This window comes from Ralstonia sp. SET104 (genome assembly GCF_003851545.1).
Classification (GTDB): domain Bacteria; phylum Pseudomonadota; class Gammaproteobacteria; order Burkholderiales; family Burkholderiaceae; genus Ralstonia.
Genome location: NZ_BHVX01000002.1, coordinates 325,078 through 340,889, shown reverse-complemented (window position 1 = coordinate 340,889; position 15,812 = coordinate 325,078). Strand labels below are relative to the sequence as shown.

The 15,812-nt window shown below is 64.2% G+C and carries 16 protein-coding genes; 5 read left to right on the top strand and 11 right to left on the bottom strand.

Annotated elements, in window-relative coordinates; genetic code table 11:
• Nucleotides 1-6 precede the first annotated feature (6 nt).
• Both PSUB009319_RS04210 and PSUB009319_RS04205 read left to right on the top strand, forming a co-directional pair.
• Entirely contained in the window at nt 7-1,962 is a 1,956-nt protein-coding gene (locus tag PSUB009319_RS04210) for an ATP-binding cassette domain-containing protein (RefSeq protein ID WP_185453410.1), read from the top strand.
• Nucleotides 1,963-1,994: 32 nt separating this feature from the next.
• A complete protein-coding gene (locus PSUB009319_RS04205; protein ID WP_124380994.1) occupies nt 1,995-3,110 on the top strand; it encodes a CaiB/BaiF CoA-transferase family protein in 1,116 nt (371 codons plus the stop codon).
• Here PSUB009319_RS04205 and PSUB009319_RS04200 read toward each other — a convergent pair.
• The 4 genes from PSUB009319_RS04200 to alr all read right to left on the bottom strand — a co-directional run bounded on the left by PSUB009319_RS04200 (nt 3,093) and on the right by alr (nt 6,777).
• Entirely contained in the window at nt 3,093-3,608 is a 516-nt protein-coding gene (locus PSUB009319_RS04200) for a DUF523 domain-containing protein (RefSeq protein WP_124380993.1), read from the bottom strand. The two genes, PSUB009319_RS04205 and PSUB009319_RS04200, sit on opposite strands and share 18 nt — an antisense overlap.
• 16 nt (nt 3,609-3,624) lie before the next feature.
• Nucleotides 3,625-4,104, bottom strand: a complete 480-nt coding sequence (locus tag PSUB009319_RS04195; protein ID WP_124380992.1) for a disulfide bond formation protein B — start codon at nt 4,102-4,104, stop codon at nt 3,625-3,627.
• Between the two features lie 109 nt (nt 4,105-4,213).
• Nucleotides 4,214-5,584 carry a DNA repair protein RadA gene (gene radA / locus PSUB009319_RS04190; RefSeq protein WP_124380991.1) on the bottom strand — a complete coding sequence of 457 codons (1,371 nt, stop codon included), beginning with the start codon at nt 5,582-5,584 and terminating at the stop codon, nt 4,214-4,216.
• A gap of 68 nt (nt 5,585-5,652) precedes the next feature.
• On the bottom strand, nt 5,653-6,777 hold the full coding sequence (gene alr / locus PSUB009319_RS04185) for an alanine racemase (RefSeq protein ID WP_124380990.1): 1,125 nt from the start codon (nt 6,775-6,777) through the stop codon (nt 5,653-5,655).
• Here alr and PSUB009319_RS04180 point away from each other — a divergent pair.
• Nucleotides 6,776-7,033 (top strand): hypothetical protein, encoded by a 258-nt coding sequence (locus tag PSUB009319_RS04180; RefSeq protein WP_124380989.1) that lies wholly within the window; start codon nt 6,776-6,778, stop codon nt 7,031-7,033. The two genes, alr and PSUB009319_RS04180, sit on opposite strands and share 2 nt — an antisense overlap.
• Before the next feature lie 390 nt (nt 7,034-7,423).
• Nucleotides 7,424-8,740 (top strand): lysophospholipid transporter LplT, encoded by a 1,317-nt coding sequence (lplT, locus tag PSUB009319_RS04175; RefSeq protein WP_124380988.1) that lies wholly within the window; start codon nt 7,424-7,426, stop codon nt 8,738-8,740.
• A gap of 36 nt (nt 8,741-8,776) precedes the next feature.
• Here lplT and PSUB009319_RS04170 read toward each other — a convergent pair whose 3' ends face one another.
• Genes PSUB009319_RS04170 through tsaB form a run of 3 tightly spaced genes read right to left on the bottom strand, consistent with a single transcriptional unit; the run spans nt 8,777 to nt 10,847 of the window.
• On the bottom strand, nt 8,777-9,586 hold the full coding sequence (locus PSUB009319_RS04170) for a uracil-DNA glycosylase family protein (RefSeq protein ID WP_124380987.1): 810 nt from the start codon (nt 9,584-9,586) through the stop codon (nt 8,777-8,779).
• On the bottom strand, nt 9,583-10,110 hold the full coding sequence (rimI, locus tag PSUB009319_RS04165) for a ribosomal protein S18-alanine N-acetyltransferase (RefSeq protein WP_124380986.1): 528 nt from the start codon (nt 10,108-10,110) through the stop codon (nt 9,583-9,585). The genes PSUB009319_RS04170 and rimI overlap by 4 nt, the downstream gene beginning before the upstream one ends.
• Nucleotides 10,107-10,847 (bottom strand): tRNA (adenosine(37)-N6)-threonylcarbamoyltransferase complex dimerization subunit type 1 TsaB, encoded by a 741-nt coding sequence (gene tsaB / locus PSUB009319_RS04160; RefSeq protein WP_124380985.1) that lies wholly within the window; start codon nt 10,845-10,847, stop codon nt 10,107-10,109. Before tsaB ends, rimI begins: the two co-directional genes overlap by 4 nt.
• Before the next feature lie 162 nt (nt 10,848-11,009).
• On the opposite strand from tsaB, the gene PSUB009319_RS04155 reads away from it, so the two are divergent.
• Entirely contained in the window at nt 11,010-11,279 is a 270-nt protein-coding gene (locus tag PSUB009319_RS04155) for an acyl-CoA-binding protein (protein ID WP_124380984.1), read from the top strand.
• 43 nt (nt 11,280-11,322) lie between these two features.
• Here PSUB009319_RS04155 and PSUB009319_RS04150 read toward each other — a convergent pair whose 3' ends face one another.
• The 4 genes from PSUB009319_RS04150 to PSUB009319_RS04135 all read right to left on the bottom strand — a co-directional run bounded on the left by PSUB009319_RS04150 (nt 11,323) and on the right by PSUB009319_RS04135 (nt 15,794).
• Entirely contained in the window at nt 11,323-12,780 is a 1,458-nt protein-coding gene (locus tag PSUB009319_RS04150; RefSeq protein WP_124380983.1) for a DHA2 family efflux MFS transporter permease subunit, read from the bottom strand.
• Between the two features lie 83 nt (nt 12,781-12,863).
• Nucleotides 12,864-13,334 (bottom strand): SRPBCC family protein, encoded by a 471-nt coding sequence (locus PSUB009319_RS04145; protein ID WP_124381076.1) that lies wholly within the window; start codon nt 13,332-13,334, stop codon nt 12,864-12,866.
• 111 nt (nt 13,335-13,445) lie between these two features.
• Nucleotides 13,446-15,026: a malate synthase A gene (gene aceB, locus PSUB009319_RS04140; protein WP_124380982.1), complete on the bottom strand. Its 1,581-nt coding sequence runs from the start codon at nt 15,024-15,026 to the stop codon at nt 13,446-13,448.
• 69 nt (nt 15,027-15,095) lie between these two features.
• The gene (locus PSUB009319_RS04135; RefSeq protein WP_124380981.1) at nt 15,096-15,794 is read right to left on the bottom strand and encodes a haloacid dehalogenase type II; all 699 of its coding nucleotides are present in this window, start codon (nt 15,792-15,794) and stop codon (nt 15,096-15,098) included.
• Nucleotides 15,795-15,812 lie beyond the last annotated feature (18 nt).

Sequence of the window (15,812 nt, the reverse complement as noted above, 5' to 3'; positions counted from 1 at the left end):
TTTTTCGTGATCCGATTCGACGACCTCGTCCTCCAGCGCGGCACCAAAGTGCTGTTCGACCACGCCACCGCCACGCTCAACCCCGGCGAGCGCGTCGGCCTTGTCGGCGTGAATGGCAGCGGCAAATCCACGCTGTTCTCAATGCTGCGCGGCGAGCTGCACGCCGACGGCGGCGAGGTCGCCATCCCGCCCACCTGGCAGATTGCCCACGTGGCGCAGGAAACGCCCGCGGTGGATCGCACTGCGCTCGATTACACGCTCGACGGCGACACCCGCCTGCGCGATATCGAAAAGCGCCTCGCCGATGCGGAAGCCGCGCACGACGGCCACGCCCAGGCCGAAGCCCACACCGCGTTTGCCGATGCCGACGGCTACACCGCCCCGGCGCGCGCGCAGACGCTGCTGCTCGGCCTCGGTTTCACGATGGCGCAGACCGCGCAGCCGGTGGCGAGCTTCTCCGGCGGCTGGCGCATGCGGTTGAATCTGGCGCAGGCACTGATGTGCCCGTCCGACCTGTTACTGCTCGATGAGCCAACCAACCACCTGGATCTGGATGCCGTGGTGTGGCTGGAAGACTGGCTCTCGCGCTACGCCGGCACGCTGGTGATGATTTCGCACGACCGCGAATTCCTCGACGGCGTGTGCAACGTCACCCTGCATATCGAGCACCAGAAGCTCAAGCGCTACGGCGGCAACTACACGCAGTTTGAAACGCAGCGCCTGCAGCAGATGGCGCTGCAGGAAGCGTCTTACGCGCGCCAGCAGAAGCAGATCGCGCATCTCGAATCGTTCATCACGCGCTTCAAGGCCAAGGCCAGCAAGGCCAAGCAGGCGCAGAGCCGCGTCAAGGCGCTGGAGCGCATGGAGCGCCTCGCACCTGTGCATGCGGCAGCCGGCTTCTCGTTCGAATTCCGCGAGCCCGATGCGGCGCCCAACCCGATGCTCACGTTTGAAGGCGTCGATTGCGGCTATCCGGGCCCGAGCGGGTTGAGCGACGCAGCACCCATCACCATCCTCAAGCACCTGACGTTCTCGATCCAGACCGGCCAACGTATCGGCCTGTTGGGCGCCAACGGCCAAGGCAAGTCGACGCTGGTGAAAACGCTGGCGGAAACGCTGGCGCCGCTCTCCGGCACGATCCGCCGTGGCAAGGGCCTGCAGATCGGCTACTTCGCCCAGCACCAATTGGAAACGCTGGACGACCACGCCTCGCCGCTATTGCATCTGGCGCGCCTGGCGCCCGACGTGCGCGAGCAGGAGTTGCGCGACTTCCTCGGCAGCTTCAACTTCCGCGGTGACATGGCGACTTCGCCCATCGCCCCGTTCTCCGGTGGTGAGAAGGCGCGCCTGGCGCTCGCGCTCATCGTCTGGCAGCGCCCCAATCTGCTGCTGCTCGACGAGCCGACCAACCACCTGGATCTCGACACGCGTGAAGCGCTGACCATGGCGCTCGCCCAGTTCGACGGCACGCTGATCCTCGTCTCACACGACCGGCACCTGCTGCGCGCCACGACCGATCAGTTTCTGCTGGTCGGCCAAGGCACCGTCGCCCCGTTCGATGGCGACCTGGACGACTACCGCGACTGGCTGCTCAAGCAAGCCGCCGCAAAACGCGCGGCCGCCAGCGCACCGGCAACGGCGGAATCCTCCGACGGCGCACCCATCGTCAATCGCCGTGACCAGAAACGCGAAGAAGCCGAGCAGCGCCAGCGCCTGAACGCGCTGCGCAAGCCGCTGCAGAAGAATGTCGACGCGATCGAAAAGCGCATGGCGCCGTTGCAGAAGGAAAAAGCCGAACTCGAAGCCTTCCTGGCCGATGGCGCTGCGTATGAGGAAGCCAACAAGACGCGCATGATGGAAAGCCTGCGCCGCCAGGCCGAACTGAACACCGAACTCGACCAGTTGGAAGAGCGCTGGCTCGAACTGCACGAACAACTCGAACAACTCGAACAAATCAGCTAACGCCGGCACGTCCGGCCATGGAGACATTGTTGATGACAACCCCGTCGCCGGCCACTGCCACCACCTCCACGCACCAGCCACTGGCCGGCGTGCGCGTGCTCGACCTCACGCGCCTGCTGCCCGGCCCTGCCGCCACGCGCCACCTGGCTGACCTCGGCGCAGAAGTCATCAAGATCGAAGACCCCGGCCCCGGCGATTACGCCCGTGACATGCTGCGCTCGTCCGCTGACCGCGCCGCCGAACGCCCGAGCCTGTTCTTCCGCTCGCTCAATCGCGGCAAAACCGAAGTGCGGCTCGACCTGAAACTCGCGGAAGACCGCGAAGCCCTGATCGAACTCGTACGCCACGCCGATGTGCTGATCGAGAGCTTCCGCCCCGGTGTCATGGCACGCCTTGGTGTCGGCTGGGACACGCTGCGTGCGGCCAATCCGGCGCTGGTGATGTGCTCCATCAGCGGTTACGGTCAGGATGGGCCGCTCGCACACGCAGCAGGCCACGACATCAACTACGTCGGCTACGCTGGCATGCTTGACCAGCTCGCCAGCGCAGACGGCACGCCCATCGTCCCGAACGTGCAGATCGGCGACCTGCTTGGTGGCGCGTTGACAGCGGTGGTCGGCATCCTCGCGGCGCTGGTCGATGCGCGCGCCACCGGCCGCGGCCGCTACGTCGACGTATCGATGACCGACTCGGTATTCGCGCACAACCTGATGGCGTTCTTTGCCGTCGGCACGCGCGGCAAGGCCAGCCCCGCCGGCACCGATCTGCTCAACGGCGGCGTGCCGTGCTACGGGGTCTACCGCACGGCGGACGAGCGCTTCATGGCCGTCGGCGCACTGGAGTTGAAGTTCTGGCAGTCGATGTGCGATGTGCTCGGCAAGCCCGAATGGAAAGACAGGCACTGGGCGCTCGGTCAGCGTGTCGGCGGTGATGATGCTCGCGCTGTCCACGATGAACTCGCCGCGCTGTTCCTCACCGCCACGCAAGCCGAATGGGCCGAACGTTTCGCCGATGCCGATTGCTGTGTCACGCCCGTGCTGCGCATGGAGGAAGCGCTGCAGCATCCGCTCTTTGTCGAGCGCAACAGCGTGGTAAAGGAGAACGGCGAACCCGTGCAGCTCGCCTTGCCGCTACGGTTTGCGGACTGAGCCGGCGCGGTCCAGTTCGTCGAGCAGACGCCCCGCCTCTTCCAACTGGTGTTGGCTGAATACGCGAATGCCGTGCTGGCGCAGCAGCGCCGCAGTCACGCCTTCGCCGGGCTGCAGTTGACTGGAAAATGTTCCGTCATAGAGAAATGCAGAACCGCAGGACGGGCTGCGCTCGGTAAGCACGGCGACTTGTACGCCAGCTTCCTGCGCCGCCTCCAGGGCGCGTTGCGCGCCCCGTACAAATGCATCGGTCACGTCATGGCCGTGATGCTCGACCACACGGGCTGCGCCGCGCAGCACCGCCGCACCACCGCCGTCGCCATGAATCTCCGCCGGCAGACGCGGCACCGGCAAACCACCGGCCATTTCGGGACACACGGGCACGATGCGCCCTTCCATCTGCCAGCGCGCCAGGATGCCGCCTTCGGTGATGACCGTGCCGCCGTCATAGCGCACCGGCTGGCCCAGCAGGCAGGCACTCACCAGCACGCGTTGCATGGTCGGCGGCCCCAGCTTAACGGCGCTCGCGGCGGATCATCCCCACCACCAGCGTCAGCGACAAAATCACCAGCCAGATCAGCGACCACACCGGCACCGACAGGCCCAGCACCGGCGGCATCGGCCCGACGCACAACCCATCCGCCTCGAACACCTGCGGCAACCATTTGGCGGTAGGGAGCGCATTGACCCAGTTTTCAATCGGGTCGATGCCGCACGTCGCCTTGGGGTTCAGCAACAACGACACGTGGTACCCCGCCACGCACAGGCCGGCCAGACCCGACAGCATCCCCAGCCCGTGCCAGAGCAACCGCGTAGCCGACGACAGCGCCGCCAGCAACGAGAACACCCCCACCCCGAGGAAAGCGAACCGCTGCAAGATACACAGCGGGCACGGCTGCAGCCCCTCCACGTGCTGGAGGTACAGCGCATACCCGACCACCCCGAAGGAGATCACGGCAATCAGCAGGAAAAAGGCGCGCGAGTTGGCTTGCATGGCGGCGTCAGGTCAGAGGAGTCGTGAAGAAAAGTTGGCGGATTATCGCACCGCAACGGCACGCGCGTTTTGGGATGGCGCAGCGAACCCGTTGCGAAATTTTGAACGATCAGGCCTCCAGCGCTCGCACCCGGTCGATCGCCTGCTCAATGCGTTCGACGGCAATCACCTCCAGCCCGTCGATCGCCTGCTTGGGCGCGTTGGATTTCGGGATCACGGCAATCGAAAAACCCAGCTTGGCGGCCTCCTTCAAACGCTCCTGGCCGCGCGGTGTCGGGCGGATTTCTCCGGCCAGACCGATCTCGCCAAAAACGACCAGCCCACGCGGCAGTGCCTTGTTGCGCATCGACGAATGAATCGCCAGTAACACCGCCAAGTCCGCCGCAGGCTCGGTGATCTTCACCCCGCCCACGGCATTGAGGAACACGTCCTGATCGAAGCACGCAATGCCCGCGTGACGGTGCAGCACCGCCAGCAACATCGCCAGCCGGTTCTGCTCCAGGCCCACCGCCAGGCGGCGCGGGTTCGGCACGTTGGCCGTATCCACCAGTGCTTGAATCTCCACCAGCAGCGGCCGCGTACCTTCCTGCGTGACCAATACGCACGAGCCCGGCACCACCTGCTCATGCTGCGACAGGAACAGCGCCGACGGATTGGCCACGCCCCGCAGCCCGCGTTCCGTCATCGCAAACACGCCCAGCTCGTTGACTGCGCCAAAGCGGTTCTTGAATGCGCGCACCAGCCGGTAGGCGGAATGCGTATCGCCCTCGAAATACAGCACGGTATCAACGATGTGCTCCAGCACACGCGGGCCCGCCAGCGCGCCTTCCTTGGTCACGTGGCCGACCAGGATGGTCGTCACATCCAGCCGCTTGGCGATGCGCGTGAGCTGCGCCGCGCATTCGCGCACCTGGGCCACGGAGCCGGGCGCGGAAGTCAACGCCTCCGAATACAGTGTCTGGATCGAATCAATGACGACGACTTCAGGCTTCTCCACCTCGATGGTCGCCTGAATGCGCTCAAGCTGAATCTCCGCCAGCAGCGCCAGATTCGGGCTCTCGACGCCCAGGCGCCGCGCGCGCAGTGCGATCTGTGAGCCGGATTCCTCGCCGCTCACATACAACACCCGCCGATCAGTCGAGAGGTTGGACAGCGCCTGCAGCAACAGCGTCGATTTGCCGATCCCCGGATCGCCGCCGATCAGCACCACGCCGCCGCTCACAAGGCCGCCGCCCAGTACGCGGTCAAATTCGTCGATGCCGCTGGAGAAGCGCGGCACGTCCACCGCGTCGATGTCCGACAGCTTGCGCACCGTGGCGCTCGAGGCCAGCGACTGGAAGCGTGCGCCCGCGCCGGACGTCGGCTGCGCGACTGTCTCTACCAGCGTGTTCCACTGCTGGCAATTCGGGCACTGCCCCGCCCATTTCGGCGCCGTGCCGCCGCACTCGGTGCACGTATAGACCGTCTTGCTCTTGGCCAAACAACCCCCTTCTTACGGCGCCGCGCATAAACGGCAGCCGCTTGATCTTTGTATTTGCGGTGCCGCGCTCAGGCGGCCTTGCCCAGCTCGTTCGCGTCTGCAGTGCTGACGGGCTCAACCGACACCGGCACGCGCGGCGCCAGTGCGCACATCAGTTCATAGCCGACTGTGCCGGCAGCCTGCGCAACATCGTCGATCGGCAAGCCTTCGCCCCACAGCGTGACGGGCGTGCCGACACGGGCTTCAGGCACGCCGGCCAGGTCCACGGTGATCATGTCCATCGACACACGGCCCACGATATGCGTGCGCACGCCATCGACCAGCACCGGCGTGTGGTTGCCATCCCAGCCCGGCGCGTGACGCGGGTAGCCATCGGCATAGCCGCACGCCACGATGCCGATGCGCATCGGCTGCTCCACGGTAAAGCGCGAGCCGTAGCCGATGGTCGCGCCCGGCTGCAGGTCCTGGATAGCGATCAGCTCGCTCTTGAGCGACATGGCGGGCATCAGGCCAATACCTTCAATGTCGGCTGCCACACCTGTCGGCGACGCGCCGTACATGATCACGCCCGGGCGCACCCAGTCGCGATGCGCGCTCGGATGCCACAGCGTGGCCGCAGAGTTGGAAAGCGACGCCTCGCCTGGCAGCCCCTGCGTAGCCTGTTCAAACGCGGCGAGTTGATGGTCGATGCCGCGCGGGCCGTCGGCATCGGAGAAGTGCGTCATGTGGACGATGGTGCCGATGCCCGAAATGGCTCGGGCGCGCTCCCACGCGGCGCGGTAGGCAGCGGGCGCGAAGCCCAGGCGGCTCATACCTGTGTTGATTTTGAGCTGCACGCTGATGGGCCCTTTCAGGCGGGCCAGTTCCAGCATGCGTAGTTGCTCTTCGCTATGCACGGTGGTGGTCAGGCGGTACTGCTCGACAATCGCGAGATCTTCCGGCTTGAAAAAACCTTCGAGCAAGAGGACGGGCCCCTGCCAGCCGAGTTGACGCAGGCGGACGGCCTCGTCCAGATCCAGCAGACCGAAACCGTCGGTCTGGCGCAGGCCTTCATACACGCGTTCGATACCGTGGCCGTAGGCGTTGGCTTTGACGACGGCCCACACGCGCGAGTTGGGCGCGTGGCGACGGGCAACCTGGAGATTATTGGCAAGTGCTGGGCCGTGGATGACGGCCTGGATGGGTCTTGGCATGACGGCAAACCTGCAAAACGTGGATGCGATGGCGCGCTCGTGGCGCGGCGTCGGTGCTGCAATGCAACAAGCAAATACACAGTACGGGGCCGGTGCGCCCGGCCTCACGCAGTTAGCGTTCTATTTGACCACAGGACGCCAACTGGTTCGCGCGTGTCATCAGCGTGCCAAAAAAGAAAGTGCGCCGCCGTCACCGGAAGCGCACAAGTTTCATGATATAAAGCCGTTCAATTTAGGCATGGGAAAACAGTTGTGATGCGCTGCCAGCATGGGGAAAGTTGGGCACCAGCCACTTCTTTTTGCGCGATGGCGTCACATCCGATTTGATCATGCAAACAGGCGAGACCAAAACACGCTGCGGGCGGAACGCATGGCCCGAACGCCTGTCAGTGAAGATTCCCGCGGTTGCCCGGCGATGCATGTTTTGCAGCACTGAACGGGGCCCATCCAAGGGAACCACAACCAGGGGAGCCCGCGCGGGTACAGGCATCGCAGCCGCAGCCGCGCACCTGTGCGCTGCGTGGCCAAACAGCCGACGCACCGCTTGGCCGGCAACCCCCGGGGGACGCTTCCGAGTGCCGGCACGCAGCCGGCAGGTCGTGAAGACGAACATGGCACCGCGGTCTACGGGGACGAATTCGAAGGTATGAAGAAGGGCTTTTACACCATCATGGCGGCGCAGTTTTTTTCGTCGCTCGCCGACAATGCGCTGCTCATTGCCGCCATCGCCCTTCTGACAGAGATGCATGCGCCGCAGTGGATGACCCCGCTGCTCAAGCTGTTCTTCGTGCTCTCTTACGTTCTACTTGCCGCCTTCGTAGGCGCGTTTGCTGATTCCCGGCCCAAAGGCAAGGTGATGCTCATCACCAATGCGATCAAGCTGCTCGGTTGTGGCGTGATGCTCACCGGCCTGCACCCGCTGCTCGCCTATGGCGTGGTCGGCTTCGGAGCGGCGGCGTATTCGCCAGCCAAGTACGGCATCCTGACTGAGCTGCTTCCGCCGGAAAAACTCGTCGCTGCCAACGGATGGATCGAAGGCCTGACGGTCGGCTCGATCATCCTCGGTACCGTACTGGGCGGCGCGCTGATCTCCAAACACGTGTCGGCATGGCTGCTCTCGTTCGACATTCCGGGGCTGGAGCGCATCGACACACCGGCCGAAGCGGCCATGCTGGTGATCATGGCGATCTACCTGATTGCCGCGCTGTTCAACACGCGGATTCCCGATACCGGCGCACGCTATCCGCAGCAAGAGAAAAACCCCGTACGCCTCATTTCGGAGTTTGCCGACTGCTTCAACGCTTTGTGGCACGACAAGCTGGGCCAGATATCCCTGGCAGTGACGACGCTGTTCTGGGGTGCTGGCGCCACGCTGCAGTTCATCGTGCTGAAGTGGGCCGAGCAATCGCTGGAGCTCAACCTCTCGCAGGGCGCCATCCTGCAGGCCGTGGTGGCCGTGGGCGTCGCTGCAGGCGCCATGGCCGCCGCCGTGAAGATACCGCTGCGCCGCTCGCTCGACGTGCTGCCGGTGGGCGTGGCAATGGGCGTGGTTGTCATGCTGATGGCGTTCTACACCAAGCACACGATTCCCGAAATCACGTTCCACATCGGCGAGATGAAGCTGCCGCTGTACATGCTGATCGCCTATCTGTTCCTGATGATCGTGGGCGCCATGTCGGGCTTCTTCGTGGTGCCGATGAACGCGCTGTTGCAGCACCGCGGGCACGTGCTGCTCTCTGCAGGTCACTCGATTGCGGTGCAGAACTTCAATGAAAACGTCTCGGTGCTGCTGATGCTGTGCCTGTACGCGCTGCTCATCAAGCTGAACGTATCCGTGAGCGTGGTGATCGTGTCGTTCGGCATCTTCGTCTGCGTGACGATGGCGCTGGTGATGCGTCGGCATCGTGTCAATGAAAAGCTGTTCCACACCGCCGCGCTCATCGGCGAAGACAAGCACCACTGACGCAGTGCCCGCTTGGCAGCAGTGGCGGCAAGTGCGCTACTGGCCGCCGCGCTCCGCATAGACCTTGCGCGCCAGACAGAGGTCTTCCCATGCACGGGCCTTGTCGGTCAGGGTGCGCAGCAGATACGCAGGGTGATACGTCACCACCACCGGTACGCCTTCGACTTCGTGCACCCTGCCACGCAGCTTGCTCACGGGTGTCTGCGTCTGCAGCAGGTTTTGCGCGGCAACGCGGCCCAGCACGACGATGATGCGCGGTTTGACCAACGCAATCTGGCGTTTGAGATACGGGTCGCACATCGCGGCTTCATCCGGCTCCGGATCACGGTTGCCGGGCGGGCGACATTTGAGCACGTTGGCGATAAACACGCCCCCGCCTTCACCCGGCTGACGCGACAAGCCGACGGCGCGCAACATGCTGTCGAGCAGCTTGCCGGCCTGACCGACGAACGGTTCACCCTGCTTGTCTTCGTTCTCGCCAGGCGCTTCACCGATCAGCATCCATTCCGCCTGCCGGTCGCCCACGCCAAAGACGGTATTCGTGCGGCGCTCGCACAGCTTGCACGAGGTGCAGTTGGCGACGGCATCTTCAAGCTGCACCCAGTCAAAGCCTGCGATACGTTGGGCGCGTGGCAAGGCGGCGCCAGCCGGAGCACCAGCCTCAGCCGGGGCTTCACCGCGAGCCACAGCAGGCTCCTGCGCAACCGCAACGGCCTGCACCACGACCGACTCGGCAACAACAACCTCAGATGCCTCAGCGGCCTGCACCTCGACGGGTTCTGCGCCGCGCAACGTCCATTCGGTGGAAACGCCCAGCGCCTCCAGCATCCGGGATCGACGATTCATGCTGCCTCCACCCCACTCGCCTCACAGACCATGCGCATGACGAGCGCATCCTCGCGCGTGTTGTTCTCAGCCGGGTAATAGCGCTTGCGCCGGCCGATCTCGGCAAACCCGACACGGTGATACAGCGCAATCGCGCCGGTATTGGACGGGCGCACTTCCAGCAGCAGGCTGCAGAAACCATGCACCAACGTGAGTGCCGCAGCCAGGCGCAGCAGCCAATGCCCCAACCCCTGCCGCTGCCACGCCGGCGCAACGGTCACGTTCAACAAATGCATCTCATCGACCACCGGCATGAGGATCAGGTAACCCGCGACCTCGTTGCGGCCATCGCGCAGGACAATGCCGAGGTGGCCGGACTTGAGTGAATCTTCGAAGTTGCCGCGCGACCATGGAAACGGAAACGCTGTCTGCTCGATTGCCGCAACGCCGGTCAGATCGAGTGCCGTCATGCGCTCCGCGCGCCAGCCCGCAGGCAACGGCGTTTGCGTGATGACGCTGGCCAGCGCGTTGTCGATCAGGCTCATGGCTGCGCACCTGCCGCAGCGGCCTTGGCCTGCTGCACGGCCTGTCGCTCTTCAATGGTGAGCGCGACCTTGTCACGTACATAGAGCGGCGCCGCGTCTTCCGGGCGCACTGTATGACCGGCCGCCAGCAAACGCAGACCCACCGCGATGATCTCGCGGGCGTGCGGCGCCACCTCGGGCAGCACGGCGGCGGCACCTGCGGCAATGCTCAGTTGATCGCCAAACACTGCAGCGGCATTGCCCGCCAGCCAATACGGTTGCGACGGCGCAGCCACGCTGTGCGGCCCACTCACCTGGATGGCGGACAGCGCATGCCAGCCGGAGGCATCCTGCGCCGCATCGGCGGGGACGAAGCTGGCCCAGTAGCACTCATCCATGCGCGCATCGAGCGCGATGGTCACGGCCGTACCGGCCGGCAACGTTGCGCGCGTCTGTTCGGCACAGGCAACAAGGGAATTGACTGGCACCACCGGCAGATCGGCACCAAACGCCAAACCCTGCGCCACGCCGCACGCGGTGCGCAAACCAGTGAACGAGCCTGGGCCCGCGCCAAAGGCAATCGCCGCGCAATCAGCCAGAGCGATGCCAGCCTCTGCCAGCAATTCGGCAGCCGCCGGCAGCACACGGCTACTGGAGCGCGGACCCGTGTGTTCATGGCGGAATAGCGTGCGCGCGCCGTCACCAAGGGCAACGGAACAGAACTCGGTGGAAGTATCGAAAGCAAGTATCCAGGGCATGGCGGCATTGTACCGGCTGGTGTGCCGCCAGAATGTCCAAACCCTGGGCCGCCCATGTGGAAAATCCAGCAGAAAACCGAAGCCATCCTCGAATTCAAACGACCCTGCGGCACAACCCCGGCGCTATCATCGCCAAACCATTGTTTTTAGCCGGGAACCATCATGAGCGACCTGCAAGCCCGTTTCGACCAAGCCCAAATCGACGTCAAGGGCCTCTCTGAGCGTCCCGCCAACATGACGCTGCTGCGTCTGTACGCCCTCTTCAAGCAAGGCGCCGAAGGCGACGCACACGGCGACAAGCCGGGCTTTACCGATATTGTTGGCCGCTACAAGTTTGAAGCGTGGGAAGGCCTGAAAGGCACCTCGCAGGACGAGGCCAAGCAGAAGTACATCGACCTCGTCGAAGAACTGAAGAGCGGCGCGACGACCTGATCGTCAACCGCCAGACAAAGAACCGGGCCCCGCGCCCGGTTTTTTATTGCGCGGCAGGAATGGCCGACGGCACGTCTTGCCGGCGCATGCGCCAGGCAGCCAGCACCGCCAGTGCGCACAGCGTGCCAAGAAAGATAAAGGTCTCGTCGAATGCGAGGATGCGCGCCTCCGGGTCGACCGCCGCACCGTGCACCGCCTCGATGCCGCGCGTGGCGAGCCGCCATTGCAGGAAAATGCCCGTGGCGGACACCCCGATCGCGCCGCCCAACTGACGCAGGAAATTGACCGCGCTCGAACCTTGCGGGATCAACGTGAAATCAACGCCGCGCATGGCGCCCAGACTGAGCGATGGCAGCACGAAACCAAGGCCAACTCGTCCGACGATGGCAATGGCAATCAACAGCAGGTAACTGGTGGCGCGCGTGTTCGTCGCCATCAGGAAGAACGACATCGCCAGTGCCACCAGCCCGAACGACACCAGCCGGAAAGGCTCGATACGGTTGGTCAGCCGTCCGGCCAGCATGATCGTCACGGCCAGCACCAGCCCGGCCGGCAGCAACACCAGCCCCGCGCGCGACGGTGCGTATTCCAGTGCCACCTGCATATACACCGGCACCAGATACGTCGAGCCATACAGCCCCGCGCCGTAGATGAACGCCACCACCGCACCCATCGCAAACTGCCGGTAGCTGAACAACCGCAGGTTCAACAAGGGCGACTCCACCCGTCGCTGCCAGAAGACAAACCCCGCCACACATATGCCCGATACCAACATCAGCACAATGCCGTGCGTGGCGTCACTGTGCAGCGCAACCAGCCCGTTGAGCAGCGTGACCGTGGCACCGCCGATCAGCAGCAGGCCGCGCCAATCAAGGGGCTTGGGCTCACCCGCCATCGACGAGTTGATCGCCATGAAGCGCCGCGCCATCGCCCAGCCGATCAGCGTGAATGGCATCACCACGAAAAAGATCGAGCGCCAGCCGAACAGCTCCACCAGGAAACCGCCCACGCTCGGCCCCACGGCGGGTGCCAGCACAACGCCAAAGCCGAACAAACCGAACGCCTTGCCCTGCTCGCGCTCGGGAAACACGCGCAAGATCAGAATATTGGGTAGCGGCTGCATGATGCCGGCGGCAATGCCCTCCACAACCCGCATGGCGATCATCACGCCGTAATTGGGCGACAAGCCGCCCGCGAAGCCGCCCAAGCCCAGCAGCAGCAACGCGCCGATGAATGTGCGCCGCAGCCCGAAACGCAGCAGCAGCCACGGCGTGAGTAGCATCGACAAGGTCATCGCCACCATAAAGCTGGCCGACACCCATTGCGCCCGCTCCTGCCCAAGCACGAAGTGCCGGCTCAGATCGGGAATCGCCACATTGACGATGGTGGCTGAGATGACGGACGACACCGCGCCCACCATCAGCGTGAATAGCACAAGCCACTTGAAGCGCTCGCCGTAACGCGCGCGCAGGGCCTCCAGGGTGGGCGTGAATGTCGTCATGGTCTCGTTGTCGTGATGTGTGAGACGACTCAGGGGACAAACCCGGCCCGGCGCCTCCTCCAGCACCGGTCGGGCGGGACACGTCAGCCCAGGCGGCCGGTAGCGGCAATCTCGCGGATGCGGCGCACGGTGTCGATGTCCGATTCGCGGTAGGCGGATTTGACGATCTCGGCGTAACGCGTGTCACCGGTTTCATCGGCGTTGGGCAGCGTGGTGTCATAGACGAAGCGAATGAACGCGCCGTTGGCCTCGTTCGTTTCGATCGTCATGGTGAGCGAGCCCCCAGCGTGTTCACCGGTGGCAGCCGTGGTGTAGGTCACGCGCTTGTGCGGCTCCAGCGTCACGCGGTCTTGAATGCGTGCCTTGCCGAAAACCAGTTCGCGCTCGACCCAGCCTTCGCCTTCGGCGGTGATGATGCACGCGTCCAAACTTTCGACGAATTCGGTCTGTTCGTGCACGCGCAGCACCAAGCCTTGCCAGATCTGGTTGAGGGTGAGTGCATCAATAAGGGGGTTCAGTGGATCGTTGACTTCCACCAGGTGTTCAAAGCGCAAAGCGGCCTCCGCAAGATTTCCGAGCATTATCGCGCGGCAACGGCGAAATGAAGAAACGCCGGCGGGTTGCCCCAGCCGGCGTTCTCTCTGCGACTCAGGCGTCGCTTAGCTTCAGATTTCTTCGTACAGCGGCAGCGTCAGGAATTCTGCAAAGTCTTCCGACGTCGACATTTGTTCGAAGATCGTGGCAGCGCGGTCAAAGTGGCCCACCGCGCCCGTCTCCTTCACCTTGGCCAATTCTTCCGGGATCAGCTTGCGCACGAGCTCGGCCGTGACCTTCGTGCCGTCTTCCAGCTTGCCCTTGGGCGAGCGGATCCACTGCCACACCTGCGAGCGCGAGATCTCGGCGGTGGCGGCGTCTTCCATCAGGTTGTGGATCGGCACGCAACCGTTGCCGGCCAGCCAGGCGCCCAGGTAGTGGATGCCGACGTTGATGTTCATGCGCAGGCCGCCTTCGGTGATGGGCGTTTCCGGCTGGAAGTCCAGCAGGTCGGCCGCCTTCACTTCCACGTCGGGGCGTTGCTTTTCGAACTGGTTCAGCTTGTCGCCCAGCACGGCCACGAATTCCTTCATGGCGGGCTCGACCAGACCCGGGTGGGCCACCCAGCCGCCGTCGTAGCCGTCGGTCGCATCGCGCTTCTTGTCGCCGATGATGCCGGCCATGGCGATGGCGTTCTTCTCCGGATCGTTCTTGATCGGGATCAGTGCGCTCATACCGCCAATAGCGGGCGCGCCGCGCTTGTGGCAGGTCTTGAGCAGCAGCAGCGCATAAGCGCGCATGAACGGCGAGGTCATCGTCACCTTGGCACGGTCGGCCAGGCAGAAATTCTTGTCCACCTTGAACTTCTTGATGCACGAGAAGATGTAGTCCCAGCGGCCGGCGTTCAGGCCAGCGCTGTGCTCGCGCAGTTCGTACAGGATTTCTTCCATCTCGAACGCGGCGAGGATGGTTTCGATCAGCACGGTCGCCTTGATCGTGCCTTGCGGCAGGCCGATCTCGTTCTGCGCCATGACGAAGATGTCGTTCCACAGGCGCGCTTCCAGATGGCTTTCCATCTTCGGCAGGTAGAAGAACGGGCCTGCACCGCGCGCAATTTGCTCCTTGGCGTTATGGAACAGGAACAGCGCGAAATCGAAGATGCCGCCGGAGACGCGCTCGCCGTCGATCAGCACATGCTTCTCGTCCAGATGCCAGCCGCGCGGGCGCACCTGCAGCGTGGCAATCTTGTCGTTGAGCTTGTAGGTCTTGCCGTTCTGCTCAAGCGTGAGCGTGCGACGGATGGCGGCCTTCAGGTTCACCTGGCCCTGAATCTGGTTGTGCCAGCTCGGCGAGTTGGAATCCTCGAAATCGGTCATGTAGCTGTCCGCGCCCGAGTTGAACGCGTTGATGACCATCTTGGCATCCACCGGGCCGGTGATTTCCACGCGGCGGCAATGCAGCGCCTGCGGGATCGGCGCGACCTTCCAGTCGCCTTCACGCACAGCCTTCGTTTCAGCCAGGAAATCCGGGCGCTCGCCGGCGTCCAGGCGGCGGGCGCGCTCGACACGGGCGGCCAGCAGCGCTTTGCGGCGCGGCTGGAAGGCACGGTGCAGCTTGGCAACCAGCGCCAGTGCTTCGGGGGTCAGAATGTCTTCGTAGGCCGGAAGAATCTCGGCCTTGATCTCCATGCCTTGGGGCAGCGTGAGCGCCATGGTTTTCTCCAGAGGATGATGTGAGGGTTGAACGGGTTCGGTCCTATGACTGGACCGATAGGAAGTGCCTTACGTCGCTTGTGTTGCCTGCACGAATTGCAGCAGATCGCGCATGTCGTGGCCGGCCGCAGTGGGCGCCACGTCGAGTGCCTCGGGCGGATGCCCCAGGCGGTTGATCCAGAACGTTGTGAAGCCGTACCACGTCGCTCCGCAGGCATCCCAGCCGTTGGACGACACGAAAAGAATCTGCTCGGCCGGCACGCCAAAGGCCTGCGGTGCCAGCGCGTAGGCTTGCGGCGCCGTTTTGTATAGCTTCACCGCATCGGCCGACAGCACATGGTCGAACAGCCCCGACATGCCTGCGCTCTTCACGGCAATGTCGAGCATCTGCGGGTTGCCATTGGAGAGGATGCCAAGCGGCAAGCCCAGCTCGCGCAGGCGGCGCAGCGCCGGTACGTTTTCGGGAAAGGCAGACAGGCACGCGTATTCGCGCATCAGTGTGGCCTCATGGTGCTCCGAAAGCGCCAAGCCCAGCCGTGCCGCCGCATAGCGCAGCGCATCGACGGTGATGTCCCAGAATGGCTTGTAATACTTGCCCGTGGGATCGGCCAGCGAACGGATGCGCGTGTAATCGATCTGCTTGTCGCGCCACAGCACCGACAGCGCTTCGCCCTTGCCGGCAAAGAGCTGCTCGGCGCGCGCCGCCACCGAGTACACGTCGAACAATGTGCCATAGGCATCAAAGACCACCGCGCGAATCGAATGCATCAGAAGCTCCACGGACCC

Excerpts from the sequence above, each read along its gene's own strand:
- PSUB009319_RS04180 (WP_124380989.1), top strand. The coding sequence starts at position 6,776 with ATGACGGCAAACCTGCAAAACGTGGATGCGATGGCGCGCTCGTGGCGC.
- PSUB009319_RS04150 (WP_124380983.1), bottom strand. The coding sequence starts at position 12,780 with ATGACGACATTCACGCCCACCCTGGAGGCCCTGCGCGCGCGTTACGGC.
- PSUB009319_RS04155 (WP_124380984.1), top strand. The coding sequence starts at position 11,010 with ATGAGCGACCTGCAAGCCCGTTTCGACCAAGCCCAAATCGACGTCAAG.
- rimI (WP_124380986.1), bottom strand. The coding sequence starts at position 10,110 with ATGAGCCTGATCGACAACGCGCTGGCCAGCGTCATCACGCAAACGCCG.
- tsaB (WP_124380985.1), bottom strand. The coding sequence starts at position 10,847 with ATGCCCTGGATACTTGCTTTCGATACTTCCACCGAGTTCTGTTCCGTT.
- alr (WP_124380990.1), bottom strand. The coding sequence starts at position 6,777 with ATGCCAAGACCCATCCAGGCCGTCATCCACGGCCCAGCACTTGCCAAT.
- PSUB009319_RS04195 (WP_124380992.1), bottom strand. The coding sequence starts at position 4,104 with ATGCAAGCCAACTCGCGCGCCTTTTTCCTGCTGATTGCCGTGATCTCC.
- lplT (WP_124380988.1), top strand. The coding sequence starts at position 7,424 with ATGAAGAAGGGCTTTTACACCATCATGGCGGCGCAGTTTTTTTCGTCG.
- PSUB009319_RS04200 (WP_124380993.1), bottom strand. The coding sequence starts at position 3,608 with ATGCAACGCGTGCTGGTGAGTGCCTGCCTGCTGGGCCAGCCGGTGCGC.
- PSUB009319_RS04205 (WP_124380994.1), top strand. The coding sequence starts at position 1,995 with ATGACAACCCCGTCGCCGGCCACTGCCACCACCTCCACGCACCAGCCA.
- PSUB009319_RS04135 (WP_124380981.1), bottom strand. The coding sequence starts at position 15,794 with ATGCATTCGATTCGCGCGGTGGTCTTTGATGCCTATGGCACATTGTTC.
- PSUB009319_RS04170 (WP_124380987.1), bottom strand. The coding sequence starts at position 9,586 with ATGAATCGTCGATCCCGGATGCTGGAGGCGCTGGGCGTTTCCACCGAA.
- aceB (WP_124380982.1), bottom strand. The coding sequence starts at position 15,026 with ATGGCGCTCACGCTGCCCCAAGGCATGGAGATCAAGGCCGAGATTCTT.